Source organism: Sphingomonas sp. BRN-1R, assembly GCF_057748035.1.
In genome coordinates, this window is sequence record NZ_CM173236.1 from 165,009 (window position 1) to 177,838 (window position 12,830).

At 66.9% G+C, this 12,830-nt stretch carries 16 protein-coding genes and 1 pseudogene; all 17 read left to right on the forward strand.

The window, feature by feature from the left end; all coding sequences use genetic code 11:
• The first annotated feature begins 53 nt into the window (after positions 1-53).
• The 17 genes and pseudogenes from AC3ANX_RS00750 to AC3ANX_RS00830 all read left to right on the forward strand — a co-directional run bounded on the left by AC3ANX_RS00750 (position 54) and on the right by AC3ANX_RS00830 (position 12,600).
• On the forward strand, positions 54-1,841 hold the full coding sequence (locus tag AC3ANX_RS00750) for a ParB/RepB/Spo0J family partition protein (RefSeq protein ID WP_488335150.1): 1,788 nt from the start codon (positions 54-56) through the stop codon (positions 1,839-1,841).
• 232 nt (positions 1,842-2,073) lie between these two features.
• Positions 2,074-2,517, forward strand: a complete 444-nt coding sequence (locus tag AC3ANX_RS00755) for a hypothetical protein (RefSeq protein WP_488335151.1) — start codon at positions 2,074-2,076, stop codon at positions 2,515-2,517.
• Positions 2,518-2,850: 333 nt separating this feature from the next.
• Positions 2,851-3,174, forward strand: a complete 324-nt coding sequence (locus tag AC3ANX_RS00760; protein WP_488335152.1) for a DUF736 domain-containing protein — start codon at positions 2,851-2,853, stop codon at positions 3,172-3,174.
• 121 nt (positions 3,175-3,295) lie between these two features.
• A complete protein-coding gene (locus tag AC3ANX_RS00765; RefSeq protein WP_488335153.1) occupies positions 3,296-3,508 on the forward strand; it encodes a helix-turn-helix domain-containing protein in 213 nt (70 codons plus the stop codon).
• A 170-nt stretch (positions 3,509-3,678) separates the two neighbouring features.
• A complete protein-coding gene (locus AC3ANX_RS00770) occupies positions 3,679-3,993 on the forward strand; it encodes a DNA -binding domain-containing protein (RefSeq protein WP_488335154.1) in 315 nt (104 codons plus the stop codon).
• A gap of 136 nt (positions 3,994-4,129) precedes the next feature.
• Positions 4,130-4,345: a transcriptional regulator domain-containing protein gene (locus tag AC3ANX_RS00775; RefSeq protein WP_488335155.1), complete on the forward strand. Its 216-nt coding sequence runs from the start codon at positions 4,130-4,132 to the stop codon at positions 4,343-4,345.
• A gap of 70 nt (positions 4,346-4,415) precedes the next feature.
• A complete protein-coding gene (locus tag AC3ANX_RS00780) occupies positions 4,416-4,913 on the forward strand; it encodes a DUF2285 domain-containing protein (RefSeq protein WP_488335156.1) in 498 nt (165 codons plus the stop codon).
• Between the two features lie 151 nt (positions 4,914-5,064).
• Positions 5,065-5,331, forward strand: a complete 267-nt coding sequence (locus AC3ANX_RS00785) for a helix-turn-helix transcriptional regulator (RefSeq protein ID WP_488335157.1) — start codon at positions 5,065-5,067, stop codon at positions 5,329-5,331.
• A 7-nt stretch (positions 5,332-5,338) separates the two neighbouring features.
• Entirely contained in the window at positions 5,339-6,202 is an 864-nt protein-coding gene (locus AC3ANX_RS00790; RefSeq protein ID WP_488335158.1) for a replication initiator protein A, read from the forward strand.
• 187 nt (positions 6,203-6,389) lie between these two features.
• Complete coding sequence (parA, locus tag AC3ANX_RS00795) at positions 6,390-7,028, forward strand: ParA family partition ATPase (RefSeq protein ID WP_488335159.1); 639 nt, start codon at positions 6,390-6,392, stop codon at positions 7,026-7,028.
• The gene (locus AC3ANX_RS00800; protein WP_488335160.1) at positions 7,025-7,273 is read left to right on the forward strand and encodes a ribbon-helix-helix protein; all 249 of its coding nucleotides are present in this window, start codon (positions 7,025-7,027) and stop codon (positions 7,271-7,273) included. Before parA ends, AC3ANX_RS00800 begins: the two co-directional genes overlap by 4 nt.
• Positions 7,270-7,758: a DUF2840 domain-containing protein gene (locus tag AC3ANX_RS00805; protein ID WP_488335161.1), complete on the forward strand. Its 489-nt coding sequence runs from the start codon at positions 7,270-7,272 to the stop codon at positions 7,756-7,758. Before AC3ANX_RS00800 ends, AC3ANX_RS00805 begins: the two co-directional genes overlap by 4 nt.
• Positions 7,755-8,288, forward strand: a complete 534-nt coding sequence (locus AC3ANX_RS00810) for a S26 family signal peptidase (RefSeq protein ID WP_488335162.1) — start codon at positions 7,755-7,757, stop codon at positions 8,286-8,288. Before AC3ANX_RS00805 ends, AC3ANX_RS00810 begins: the two co-directional genes overlap by 4 nt.
• Positions 8,289-8,327: 39 nt before the next feature.
• Entirely contained in the window at positions 8,328-8,684 is a 357-nt protein-coding gene (locus AC3ANX_RS00815) for a DUF736 domain-containing protein (protein WP_488335163.1), read from the forward strand.
• Positions 8,685-8,686: 2 nt separating this feature from the next.
• Entirely contained in the window at positions 8,687-9,415 is a 729-nt protein-coding gene (locus AC3ANX_RS00820) for a lytic transglycosylase domain-containing protein (RefSeq protein WP_488335164.1), read from the forward strand.
• Positions 9,416-9,670: 255 nt separating this feature from the next.
• Positions 9,671-11,422 carry a relaxase/mobilization nuclease domain-containing protein gene (locus AC3ANX_RS00825; RefSeq protein WP_488335165.1) on the forward strand — a complete coding sequence of 584 codons (1,752 nt, stop codon included), beginning with the start codon at positions 9,671-9,673 and terminating at the stop codon, positions 11,420-11,422.
• A 142-nt stretch (positions 11,423-11,564) separates the two neighbouring features.
• Positions 11,565-12,600, forward strand: a pseudogene (locus tag AC3ANX_RS00830) (IS3 family transposase).
• The last annotated feature ends 230 nt before the right edge of the window (positions 12,601-12,830 follow it).

Here is a 12,830-nt window from a genome sequence, read left to right on the forward strand (position 1 = left end):
GTCCCGCCCATCCTGCAAGATCAACGGGACCGGCACTCCGAAGGAGCAGTGCCATGAAACTCGAATTTGTCCCGCTCGACAAGCTCACCATCAGCAAGACCAACATGCGTGCGGGCCGCAAGGCGCCCGACATCGCCGACATCCTGCCTTCGATCCGCGCGCGTGGCGTGCTCGTGCCGCTGATCGTTCGCCCCGAAGCCGAGGGCGACCGGTACGAGATCGTCGCCGGCCGCCGCCGCCATGCCGCCGCCGCTGCGATTGCGGAGGAGAACGGCGTTGCCGAACCGCTGCCCGCCGCGATCATCGATCCCGGTGACGATGCCGCCGCGCTGGAAGCCTCGCTGCTCGAAAACATCGCCCGGCTCGATCCCGACGAGGTGACGCAGTGGGAGACGTTCGTCCGGCTGGTCCGCGAGGGCCGCAAGGTCGAGGATATCGCTGCCACCTTCGGCCTGCCCGAGCCGATGGTGCGGCGAGTGCTGGCGCTCGGCAATCTGCTGCCCCGCATCCGTGACCTCTACCGCCGCGAGAAGATCGACGCGGCCACGGTACGGCACCTCACGATGGCGACCAAGCAGCGGCAGCGCGACTGGCTGGCCCTGTTCGACGATCCCGACCAGCGCGCGCCGAGCGGGCACCAATTGAAAGCATGGCTGTTCGGCGGCGCATCGATCGCCACCAATGTCGCGCTGTTCGACCTGGCTTCGTATCCGGGCCAGACCGTCGCCACCCTATTCGGTGACGAAGCCTATTTCGCCGATCCCGACCAATTCTGGGCGGCGCAGATGGCGGCGGTCGAGGAACGCCGCACCGCCTATCTCGAAGCAGGGTGGACCGATGCGATCGTCGTGCCCCCGAGCGAGCATTTCCACTCGTGGGAGTATGAGAAAGCCGCGAAGCGCAAGGGCGGCCGGGTCTATATCGACGTCCGCTCGACCGGCGAGATGACCCTCCACGAAGGCTATCTCTCCCGCAAGGAAGCGCGTCGCGCCGAGCGGCAGGAGGACACCGGCACCAAGATCGTCCGGCCGGAGATCACCAGCGGGATGCAGACCTATATCGACCTGCACCGCCATTCGGCCGCCCGCACCGAAATGCTGGGCCGCCCGATGCTCGCCCTGCGGCTGATGGTCGCCCATGCCATCGTCGGCTCTCCGCTCTGGACGGTGCGGCCCGATCCGCGCAGCACGCGCCACGCCGATACGGCCGAAAGTGCCGAGGGAGGCCGCGCCGAGGCGGTGTTCGACGCCGCCCGGCGCGAGGCACTCGCCTTGCTCGACTTCTCGCCCGAGGAGCCGACTGTGACCGGTGGCAATGGCGATGATTACGGAGTCGCCGGGCTTTTCCTGCGCCTGCTCAGCCTGTCCGACGAGGCCGTGCTCGATCTGGTCCCGATCGTCATGGGCGAAACCTTGATGGCGGGCACCGCCGCCGTGGAGGCGGTCGGCACGACGCTCGGTATCGACATGGCGGATTGGTGGGAGACGGATACCGCCTTCTTCGACCTGATCCGGGATCGCGAGGTGCTGACCCGCATGGTCGGCGAGATCGCGGGCGAACGGGTCGCCGACGCCAACGCTGGCGAGAAGACCAAGACGCTCAAGGCGATCGTCCGCGCGCACCTCGATGGCGCGGATGGACGGCAGAAGGTGGAGCGGTGGGTGCCGCGCTGGATGCGGTTCGCCCCTTCGGCCTACACCGACCGTGGCGGCGTCGGAACGGTGCGCGCCGCGAGCAAGGTCGAAGCGGCGCGGGCGGCGTTGGACGAGGATAAGCGGGGTGCCGTCATTCTCGCCCTTCCGGCCCCTCATCCGGAAACCGATCAGCAACTGGCCGCGTGAGCGATGCGGGGCGGTCTGCGACCGCCCCGGATTTTTGGGCGCCGCCGCCCACGGGCGGCGGCGCATTTGTGGACCCACGCCCATGTGGAGATACGTCTTTGCGGCCTTCCGTATTTGCGGATCGGCATCGTCGACTTTCGCCCGTCGCGCCGATCGTCTATGATTTGCCTGCATTTGCGCTGTGGTGGTGGTGGAGAGCGCGGCCCGAAATCCGTTGATGACGGAGCATGCCGTGACGCTCGCCCTGATCTTCGCCGCCTTGGCCGTGGGTTTCGCCTGCTGGCTTCTCTATACCCTCGCAACCCTGGCCTTGCCGGTGTTGGCGGCCGTCTCCGCCGGGATGTGGGCCTACAGCACAGGCGCCGGGCCGCTCAGCTCCCTTGTTGTCGGTCTTGCGGTTGGCGTGCTCACCTTGATCCTCGGGCAGTTGTCGTTTGCCCTGGCGCGATCGCCGCTCGCTCGGCTCGGGATCGGTCTTGTCTTTGCCATCCCCGCTGCATTCGCCGGCTACCACGCCGTTCACGGCATCACCGGGATGGGTGTCGAGTCCGAGGGCTGGCGTCAGGCGCTCGGCACCGTGGGCGCGCTGTTCATCGGGGGCGCGGCTTGGCTTCGCATCGCGAGCGGCGGCGCGGTGGTGCGCCGGATCGAGCAATCGTCTCCGACAATCGGCTGAGGCTGGCCGGACGGTTGCGGACGTCGAAGCCTGAGATCCGGTCGATCCGATGAAGTGAGGGTCGCTGACAGGCCGTTCCGCTCCGACCGCGCCCCGCACGGCCTCTCCCATGGCTGATCTGGCCGGGGTCGCCTGCGGCTCGACCGACTAGCCGCAACGGCGCGCGGGCGACTTTCTTCCCCTGATCTTCGATCATTCCTCGCGAGCCAAGAAAGTCGCCCGCGCGCCGTCCTCCGCTTCGCTGCGGGCTGACGCTGCGGCGTCGGTCGCCCCGGCCTCGCGATCGCCATCGAGGCCGCGATGGGCGCGGTCCGACAGACAAGGAACTGCATCATGGCGACCATCGGCCACTTCACCAAGACCGGCGACGAGTTCAAGGGCTCCATCATCACCCTCAGCGTTCAGGCCAAGTCCGTGCGCATGATCCCGGAGACGACCAGCACCTCCGACAAGGCGCCGTCCCACCGCCTGAGCGCCGGCGACGCCGAGATCGGCGCCGCCTGGAAGAACCCCGGCAACGGCGACAAGCGCCCCAGCTACAAGGTCAAGCTCGACGATCCGAGCTTCACCGCCCCGATTTACGCGACCCTGGTCGAGCGCGACGATGGCGCCTTCGACCTCGTCTGGAGCCGCCCGGCCAAGCGCCGCGACGACTGATCGCTTCGACGCCCCGCCCGGAGACCGGGCGGGGCGCTCATTCGGACCCACGAGAACGCGTAAATACGATTCCCTAGTATCCTAGGTGGTCGTATACTGGGGTCGCGTCGACTCCTCGTGGATGAGCTTGCGGGGGATCGTTGCGAACAACCTACGTCGACTGCGCGCCGAAAAGAAGGTGACGCAGGAGGAGTTGGCGGACCGTGCCGGCCTTAACCGCAACTATCCAAGCCTGCTCGAGAACGAACGCTACGCCGCGAGCGTCGACGTGCTCGAGAAACTGGCGAGGGCGTTGGAGGTCGATCCAGTGGAGTTCTTCCGCCAACATAGTTAACGGCGATCGCGCCGATTCGGATGTATTTGGATCGGTGTTGGTGCAGCTCACTGGCCGACCTCCGGTCGCGGCAGCCGTCAGCACGGCCGGGCCCGCTTCACGGCTCTCCCCGTTGGGGGACAAGGCATGCCGCTGAGGGGGATCACCGCCGGGCGAAAGGCATCCAGGCCGTGCGATCGGAAGCCGGCCTCGTGCGCGTGGAGGATCTTCGTCTCGTGACGCAACCTGCCTTTCTCGAGGCGCCGCCGACCGCGGACACCATCACCGCTTACGACGAGGAGCATCTCGTTACATATCTTCGCTTGCTGGATGCGGCCGCCGAGGGTGCCGACTGGCGCGAAGTTGCCTCAGTGGTATTCGGCCTGAACTCGGCAGCTCAGGAAGCTCATTCGCGCGAGGTTTACGAGAGCCACTTGGCCCGCGCTCGCTGGATGACCGAGCACGGCTATCGCCAACTTGCCGCAAGAGGTCGGCAACAGAGTTAAAGGCCATAAACCAGAAGCTTACTTCCCGGAGCTTCTACCTGCGCGCGAATAACCTCAGACTGTCAGCAGGGCTTCCGCATCTCCCTTCACTTGCGATGGTGGTCCGCTGGGGCATCCGAAGTGTCTGGAGAAACCCATGTCGAGAGGTAGTAGCTGGCGGTCGCCTGCGGCCGTGCAGGATTTCACGCAACACGATTATCCCGACTTCGCGCAGGAATTCCTGCGCCGAAATGCCGATTACCGACGCGACTATCGCCGTATCGCCCGTTGGGTCGCCGCCGGGCGGATGAGCGAAAGCGGCGCCTCGCAGGCCGTTCGCAAATGGGGGTTGGTCTTTCGCTTGCGATCCTGATCTCTCGCCGATCCAGGCGCCCGCCATCTGGCGCCCCGACCTTGCTCCCGCGACGCTCGCGCTCGACGCCGTGCCGCCGGCTTATGACGACCTCCACCCGGTCGACATAGAGGCATCCGGCCTGATCCGCCGCGCAGGGGATGCCGATGACGGTCGCCATCTGATCATCGCCGCGCCCGAAGGCGACCACCGGCTTTGGGTGCGCACCCGCCCGGGCACGGCGTTGGCCGTTGTCCTGCCCATCGACGACGCGTTTGACCTCAGGCTCGGCGCGGCTCTGCGCTTCTTCCAAAGCCTCCGCGGCGAACCGCCCGCGGCATTGCCTTCGCGGCTGCACGTCACCCCGTTCCAGCGCGCCCGTCTGGCGCTTCTTCTCGCGATCTTCGACCGCCTGCTCGCCGGCGGCAGCAAGCGCGAGATCGCGCGCGACATCATCTATCCAGGACACGAGGCCGCGTCCGCCGCCGAATGGAAGGGATCGGCCGAACGTCGCCGCACGCAGCGTCTGTGCGACGAAGCGAAGGCGATGGTGGCCGCCGGCTATCGTCGGCTGCTCGCCGGCAAGTGAGCCCAACACCAGCTGCGGCGCTCCCGATGAGGGGGGACATTTCTCACCGGCCTGATTCAGCCGCTCCGGCCGCCCGCCAGTTCTCCGCCAGCATCACCCCTGAACTTCCGCCGCACCGCCAGACGGTCCGGCCCCGCGCAGGAGAACGATCATGCAGCACGCCGTCGCGGCGGTTACGCCGCGCTTCCTCAAGACGCCCGATGCGGCGGTGCATCTCGGCCTGTCCGCCCGCACCCTGGAGAAGCATCGCTGCTTCGGAACGGGCCCGGTCTTCCGCAAGCTCGGCGGGCGCATCGTCTACGCCATCGAGGATCTCGATGCCTGGGCGGCGCTCGGCACCCGCAATTCGACGAGCGATCCGGGGCATGGCGTGGTCCACCCCGCCAGGCGCCGCGCCACCGACGTCGTCCGGCGCTGACCGCGCCATGCCGGCGAGCCCGAACCTTCGCGCCCAGCTCGACCTTTTCCGGTCGATCCCCGGCGATATCGCGCCCCGCGACGCGCAGGATCTCATGGCCTGGCCGTTCTTCAGCCTCGCCAAATCGAAGCGCATCGCGCCGATCGACTTCAAGATGGGCGCGACGTGGATCCTGGTCGAGGCAACGATCGAGCATGGCATGGCGACCATCTGGGACGCCGACGTGCTGATCTGGGCGGCGAGCCAGATCGTCGAGGCGCGTGACGCCGGCCGGCCGACCTCCCGGCTGATCGCAGCGACGCCGCACGAAATCCTCGCGTTCACCGAGCGGGGCACCGGTAAAGCCTCCTACGATCGGCTTAAGGCCGGTCTCGATCGTCTCCAGTCGACGACGATCGCGACATCGATCCGGCAGACCAACCAGCGCCGCCGCCACCGATTCTCCTGGATCAACGAGTGGAAGGAGCGGCTCGACGACAAGGGTCGGCCGCTCGGCATCGAGATGATCGTGCCCGACTGGTTCTATGCCGGTGTCCTCGATCAGGCGCTCGTGTTGACCATCGATCGGCAGTATTTCTCGCTCACCGGCGGACTGGAGCGGTGGCTCTACCGCATCGTCCGCAAGCATGGCGGCAAGCAGGCTGGCGGCTGGTCCTTCGACGTCTCCCACCTCCATCTGAAATCGGGCGTGCTGTCGCCGCTCAAGCAGTTCGCTTTTGATCTTCGCGCCATCGTCGCGAAGCAACCGCTGCCCGGTTACACGCTGGCGCTGGAAACGGCCTACGGCCGCGAACGGCTCAGCTTCATCCCCATCCCCCTCGACCCGCTCGAAGCCGCCTGGCGCCGCTTCGGCCTGCCTGTGGATAACTGATGCCCGCGCTCGGACTATCGTTGACCGCCGGATTCGGACGATCGTTGACCCGGTATTCGGACTATCGAAAACCCGGATCGGTCATAGGCCATTGGAATCAAAGCGGGATCCGGCCTGACTCTAACTGTGCTAACAAAGAGTCCTTCGGACTCTTGCTAACGGCCGCCGCGATTGTGGACGGACGACCATGATCGTCGCTCTCCTCAATCAGAAGGGCGGCGTCGGCAAGACGACACTCGCGCTCCACCTGGCGGGTGAATGGGCGCGACACGGCGGCAAGACGCTGCTGATCGACGCCGACCCGCAAGGCTCGGCGCTCGACTGGTCGCAGGTCCGCTCGCAGGAAGGCCTGCCACGGCTGTTCGGCGTCGTCGGCCTCGCGCGCGACACGCTCCACCGCGAGGCGCCCGAGCTGGCGCAGGATGCCAGCATGGTCGTGATCGACGGGCCGCCCCGCGTCGCCGGCCTCATGCGCTCGGCCCTGCTTGCCGCCGACCTAGTGGTGATTCCGGTCCAACCTTCTCCGTTGGATGGCTGGGCATCGGCTGAGATGCTGTCGCTGTTGGGCGAGGCGCGCCTGTTTCGACCGGGCCTCGCGGCGCGCTTCGTGCTCAACCGCTGCACGCCTCGGACCGTGATCGCGCGAGACACCGGCGCTGCGCTGGTTGCGCATGATCCACCGCTTCTCGCCACGCGCGTCGGACAGCGTGTGGTGTTCGCCGGCGCTGCTCTCACGGGACGCCTTGCGTTCGAATGCACGCCCGAAGGCCCGGCGGCGGCCGAGATCGCCGCACTGGCCGCGGAGATCGATGAGGTGATGCGATGAGCCCGCCCGATGGCAGGCGCGGGTTCGCCGCCCGTCCCGGGAACGCCGACCGCTGGGTGAAGGCGCCAGAGAGCGAGCGGCGTCCGTCGGCCGACCAGTTCAGCGCGCGCCTGACCATCGACGTCACACCCGAGCTTCGCCGACGTCTCAAGTTCGCGGCGCTCCAGCGCGGTGAAACGGTCGCCGACATGCTGAGAGCGCTCTTCGAGCGCGAGTTCTCCACGTCCAACGAGGACGCCTTATGAGCGAACCCACCCGCCTCCCGGCCGGCACGACCCGTGTCGAACTACTCTGGCAGGAAGGTCAGATCGAACGCTGGCTACGCTTCGGGCACTGGGCAGGCGAGCGAATTGTCGATCGCCGCCGCCGCCACGTCGCTTTCAGGCCTGGCGCGATATTCGGCTTCGTGCGCTGGGCTGCCAACGACTACGGAACGGCGCTGTCGCGCATCGACATTCTGCAGGCCGTCGCACCAGGCGAAGCCTACGCGACGGTGCCCTTCGTGAACCCTGGCGCCGACGTCCTGCTGCATCTTCACGGCTGGCCGAAGGTCCAGCGCGTGCTGCTGGCGATAGACGCCATCGAGGCGGCCGGGATCGATCCTGCCGACGCCGCGCCAGACTATTGGCGTCACGTCCACGCCCGCCTGCTCGTCGGCGAACCGCCGCGCGCCTATGGGCTCGCGCGTCACCGTGCCTGGATGCTCCGCCGCGCCGTGGTGACGGCATGACCCGCCGCAGACTCTTCCAGTGGGGCGTCGCCGGAGTCGGGCTCATCGCGATCTCATCGATGATCGACCCGCTGCCGAGGTTCATGTGGAATGCCACGGCCAGCGTGCCCACCGGCCTCTATGCCCTGCATCCGGGCGGTTCGCGACGGCCGGGTGAACTGGTCGCTGTCACGCCGCCCGAACCGCTTGCCAGCTATCTCGCGGCAGGCGGCTATCTGCCAAGAGGCGTGCCGCTTCTGAAGCACGTCGCGGCGATGCCGGGACAGCGCATCTGCCGAGCCGGCGGCGCGATTTTGATCGACGGCAAACTGGTCGGACAGGCCCGCCAGCACGACCGACGCGGCCGTCCGCTGCCGGTCTGGACGGGATGCCGGACGATCGCCGCAGGCGAGCTTTTCCTCATGAACATGGCCGCGCCCGACAGCCTAGATGGGCGCTATTTCGGGCCGCTTCCCGCTTCTTCCGTACTCGGCCGAGCTACCTCGCTCTGGACCGACCCACCGCGCGAGCTTGGCGCAGCTGACGGCTGACGCCGCAGCAAGATTTTTCTCAGCAGACAGGAGAGCAACATGCAGATCGGAGAACTGACCCGCACCCGCGATGGTTACGCCGGGCGCATCAAGACCATCACGCTGGACTTCGCCATCCGGCTTGTCCCGGCCGATCCGAGCGACACCGAGGGTGCGCCGGACTACCGTGTTCGCTTGGGCGAAGACGGTGACGGACCCGAGATCGGAGCCGGCTGGAATCGGACCGGCGAACGCGCGGGCGCCTATGTCACCGTGCAGCTCGACGACCCGGCTTTCGTGCAGCCGCTCCGCGCCAACCTGTTCAGGTCGGGCGCGGGTGACCCGTCGAACCACCTGATCTGGAGCCGGCCGAGCCGGCGCGAAAACGCGACCGGCAGGGCCGACGAACGGAGCTGACGGTGCGTCGTGCAACACGCCCGGTGTTTCGCGCCGCCGCCGTCGCACTGACGACGGTGGTGGCAGCGGGCTCGCTCGGGCCCGTATCGCCGGCGCGCGCGCAAACGACGATCGCGCCGCCCCAGAGCGTGACGTCCATCGACTCCTATGTTGCCGAGGCGGCGCAGCGTTTCGGCATTCCCGAGGCATGGATCCGCGCGGTGATGGGCGTCGAGAGCGCAGGCGATGCGACAGCGAGGTCGATCAAGGGAGCGATGGGATTGATGCAGATCATGCCCGCGACTTATGCCGACCTGCGGTCGCGGTACGGCCTAGGCCCGAACGCCTATGATCCGCGCGACAACATCATGGCAGGCGCCGCGTACCTGCGTGAGATGTATAATCGCTATGGCTCGCCCGGCTTCCTCGCCGCCTACAATGCGGGGCCGGGCCGCTACGAGGATTACCTCGCCGGCCGCACGCTTCCAGCGGAGACGCGCGGCTATCTCGCGCGCCTCGCCCCGCACGTCGACGGCAGCACAGCGGTGCAGCCGGCCGCGCTACCGGACCCGCTGGCGTGGACGCGCGCGAGCCTGTTCGCTCGCAACTGGGCGGCTGCCGAACGTGCGGCGGGGCCGGCTGTCCCGCAGCAGTCGCCGAGCGTTTCAGCGCCCATCGCGACGTCGGCCGATGCGCATTCCAACCGCACGCTCGCCAGCCTGTTCGTCCCTCTTTCCGGCCGGCGTCCATGATCGCAGGGCATCTCGTAGGAAGGCGAACGGTAGCGGTCTGTGGGGTAGAGAGGCGCAGATTTCGGGTCTTGGAAGACCAAACAACCAGACGATGGCAAGATAAAAGCGCCGCCGTCGGACGGGGCGCATGTGATTGGATCGTAATGATAATTTGCGCCGGCATCGGCAGCACCAAGCCGTCGCTTGGCTCCGAAAACCGTGAGAAATCAACGCGCGCCGCGCCGTCGCCACTCGTTTCTTGCGGGACCAGGTGCGATGGACGCTGACGATTACGAGTTCCCCGTCCGGCCGTCACCGGCCCGGGACAGGGGGGCGGGAGCCGGACGGCAGGGCAAGAAGCTGGCCGCCCAGGTCAAGCAAGCGGCGATGCGGGCGGGCTACACGCGCACGGGCGCTGCGGGTCGGCGCGGTGGCGGCACCGGACGGCATGGCCGCGGCCGGGCGGCGGCGCTCGCCGGCCGCCGTTTGCCCGGCCAGCGGCGGGTGGTGATCATGGCCCGCGTGATCCGGCACGGCGGCAGCCGGTTTCGAGCCGCGCCGCTCGCCCGACACATCTCTTACCTTGAGCGCGACGGAGTCAGTCGCGACGGACGTGACGCTGCGATGTTCGACCAGTCGTCAGATGCCACCGACCGGGACGCCTTCGCCGAGCGCTGCGACGGAGACCGCCACCACTTCCGCTTCATCATCTCGCCCGAGGACGCGGGAGAGATGCAAGACCTTCGAGGCTTCACGCGGGAACTGATGGGCGACATGGCCCGCGACCTGAGGACCAATCTCGATTGGGTTGCCGTCGATCATTGGAATACGGACAACCCGCACATCCATGTTTTGGTGCGTGGCCGCGCCGACGATGGCGCGGACCTCGTTATCGACCGGGGCTACATCAAGGAGGGCATGCGCCAGTGCGCGGAGGAGCGGGTGACGTTGGAGCTGGGCCCGCGCACCGAGCATGAGATCCACCGCGCGCTCGTGCGGGAGGTGACGGCCGACCGCTGGACGAGCCTCGACCGGCACCTCCAGTCGCTCGCCGATGAAGGCGGCGGCATCGCCAACCTGCAGCCCGGCATTCCGATCAGCGAGGACCGGCGTGCTCTCCTGCTAAGTCGCGCCGCGAGGCTGGAGCGGATGGGCCTCGCCGATCCGGCTGAGCCAGCCTCTTGGACGCTGAAGCCCGGGGTAGAGACTACGTTGCGTGACCTCGCGGTGCGCAACGACATCATCAAGACGATGCACCGCACGCTCAGCGACGCGGGTCGGTCGCCGGACCCTTCGGGGTTCGCGATCCACGGCGAAGCCGCGACCGATCCGGTGATCGGCAGGCTCGTGGCACGGGGCCTCCACGACGAACTGACGGGCTCGGCCTATGCAGTGATCGATGGTGTCGACGGCCGGACCCACCATCTCACCTTCTCCGACCTCGACATGACGGGCGATGCCAGCCCGGGCGCGATCCTGGAGCTTCGGTCATGGGATGATGCGAAAGGCGCCCGGCGTCAGTCGTTCGCCGTCCGGTCCGACCTGTCGATCGAGGCTCAAGTGACGGCGCCAGGCGCGACATGGCTCGACCGCCAAAATCTCAGCCGCACGCCTGTCGCGACGGGCAATGGCTTTGGTCAAGAGGTTCGGGACGCCATGGCCGCCCGCGCCGACCATCTCGTCGACGGCGGACTGGCGCGGCGCCAGGGGCAGGCGGTCATCTTCCAGCGCGATCTGCTCGACACGCTGGCCAAGCGCGAGCTGACGGATGCAGCCGCAACAATCTCGGCGCGGACAGGTCTCGCGCATCGGCCATCGGCGTCTGGCGAGCTGGTCTCAGGCACCTACCGTGAGCGCATCAACCTGTCATCCGGCCGCTTCGCAATGATCGACGACGGTCTGTGTTTCCAGCTCGTGCCATGGCGCCCGGCAATCGAACACAGCCTTGGACGGCACGTCGCGGGCACGTTAACACCCGGTGGTACGGTCGACTGGACGATAGGTCGGACCCGAGGCCTCGGCATATAGCGCGCCTAGGTCAGCTCCCGATCAACTCACGCCGTTCCAAGGCGTGCGTGGGAATGGCGGCTCCTTTCAGAACCCGCCATTCTGAGCTGCTGCCGGTTCCGTGGACACCGAGATAGGGTGTTTTTGGAACCGGAAGGTGTGGATGCAACGACGGAAGTTCAGCCGCGAGTTCAAGCTCGAGGCGGTGAAGCTGGTTCGGGAACGTGGGGTATCGGTGTCGCAGGCTGCCCGCGGTCTGAACCTGCACGAGAACGTGTTGCGCAAGTGGGTGCGTGAGCAGGCGGCGGACCCGGGATCGGCGTTTCCTGGTCACGGCGTGATGAAACCCGAGCAGCAGGAAATTAAGCGGCTGCGCCGCGAGCTGGCCAGGATGAAGGCGGAGCGCGACATCCTAAAAAAGCGGCGGCCTACTTCTCCAAGGACTCGATATGAGGTTCGAGTTCGTTGCGAAGCACCGAGAGATCTGGCCCGTATCGTGGATCTGCGAAGCGCTCGGTATTTCGCGCAGCGGCTTTCACGCCTGGCTGGTCCGTGTGCCGAGTGCCCGCGCCCGGAGCGACGAGGAGTTTGGCGCCAGGGTCCGCGCTAGCTTCATCTCCAGCTATCGGACGCACGGTGCGCGTCGCGTCAACGGCATGCGGTCCGTCATCGCGGACAACGTTCTCGACCGCCAGTTCACGGCCGAGGCGCCCAACCAGAGGTGGGTGGCAGACTTAACCTACATCTGGACCGCCGAGGGATGGCTGTACGTCGCCGTCGTCATCGACCTGTTCTCCAGGCGGGTGGTCGGCTGGTCGATGAAGGGCAGCATGACCGCCCAGCTCGTGACCGACGCGCTGATGATGGCGATCTGGCGGCGTGGAAAGCCCGATGCCTTGCTGCATCACTCGGACCAGGGCAGCCAATACACCAGCGAGCAGTTCCAGCGGCTGATGGCCGACAACGGCGTGACCTGCTCGATGAGCCGGTCGGGCAACGTCTGAGACAACGCGGCGATGGAGAGCTTCTTCTCCTCACTGAAGACCGAGCGGATCGGGCGTAAAACCTACTGAACGCGCAATCACGCGAAGGCAGACGTGTTCGACTATATCGAGCGCTTCTACAATCCGACGCGCAGGCACTCGACCTTGGGCTATCTCAGCCCCATTGAGCTCGAGCGGCAAGCGCAGGTAGCTTAACCTCGTGTCCGCGGAACCGGCAGCAGCTCATTTCTCTTCACTAACGAATGATTGTAGGCGTCTAGGTCGGCGCGGCGGAGCGTCGGCGCTTCTTGCGTCCTGCTGGGCCGTCAGTCGCTGCCCTTCACTTGAAGCGGTCGATCGCGTTGCTCGCGCTCTATTGCCGGTTGGATTAGAGTGGATCGTCGTCGATGATCAAAAGAGTCTATGCCGCAAACGAATATCGCATT

What these genes read in the sequence shown, in the direction of transcription:
- AC3ANX_RS00750 (WP_488335150.1), top strand. Translation starts at nt 54, where the DNA reads ATGAAACTCGAATTTGTCCCGCTCGACAAGCTCACCATCAGCAAGACC.
- AC3ANX_RS00760 (WP_488335152.1), top strand. Translation starts at nt 2,851, where the DNA reads ATGGCGACCATCGGCCACTTCACCAAGACCGGCGACGAGTTCAAGGGC.
- AC3ANX_RS00765 (WP_488335153.1), top strand. Translation starts at nt 3,296, where the DNA reads ATGAGCTTGCGGGGGATCGTTGCGAACAACCTACGTCGACTGCGCGCC.
- AC3ANX_RS00775 (WP_488335155.1), top strand. Translation starts at nt 4,130, where the DNA reads ATGTCGAGAGGTAGTAGCTGGCGGTCGCCTGCGGCCGTGCAGGATTTC.
- AC3ANX_RS00785 (WP_488335157.1), top strand. Translation starts at nt 5,065, where the DNA reads ATGCAGCACGCCGTCGCGGCGGTTACGCCGCGCTTCCTCAAGACGCCC.
- AC3ANX_RS00790 (WP_488335158.1), top strand. Translation starts at nt 5,339, where the DNA reads ATGCCGGCGAGCCCGAACCTTCGCGCCCAGCTCGACCTTTTCCGGTCG.
- parA (WP_488335159.1), top strand. Translation starts at nt 6,390, where the DNA reads ATGATCGTCGCTCTCCTCAATCAGAAGGGCGGCGTCGGCAAGACGACA.
- AC3ANX_RS00800 (WP_488335160.1), top strand. Translation starts at nt 7,025, where the DNA reads ATGAGCCCGCCCGATGGCAGGCGCGGGTTCGCCGCCCGTCCCGGGAAC.
- AC3ANX_RS00805 (WP_488335161.1), top strand. Translation starts at nt 7,270, where the DNA reads ATGAGCGAACCCACCCGCCTCCCGGCCGGCACGACCCGTGTCGAACTA.
- AC3ANX_RS00810 (WP_488335162.1), top strand. Translation starts at nt 7,755, where the DNA reads ATGACCCGCCGCAGACTCTTCCAGTGGGGCGTCGCCGGAGTCGGGCTC.
- AC3ANX_RS00815 (WP_488335163.1), top strand. Translation starts at nt 8,328, where the DNA reads ATGCAGATCGGAGAACTGACCCGCACCCGCGATGGTTACGCCGGGCGC.
- AC3ANX_RS00825 (WP_488335165.1), top strand. Translation starts at nt 9,671, where the DNA reads ATGGACGCTGACGATTACGAGTTCCCCGTCCGGCCGTCACCGGCCCGG.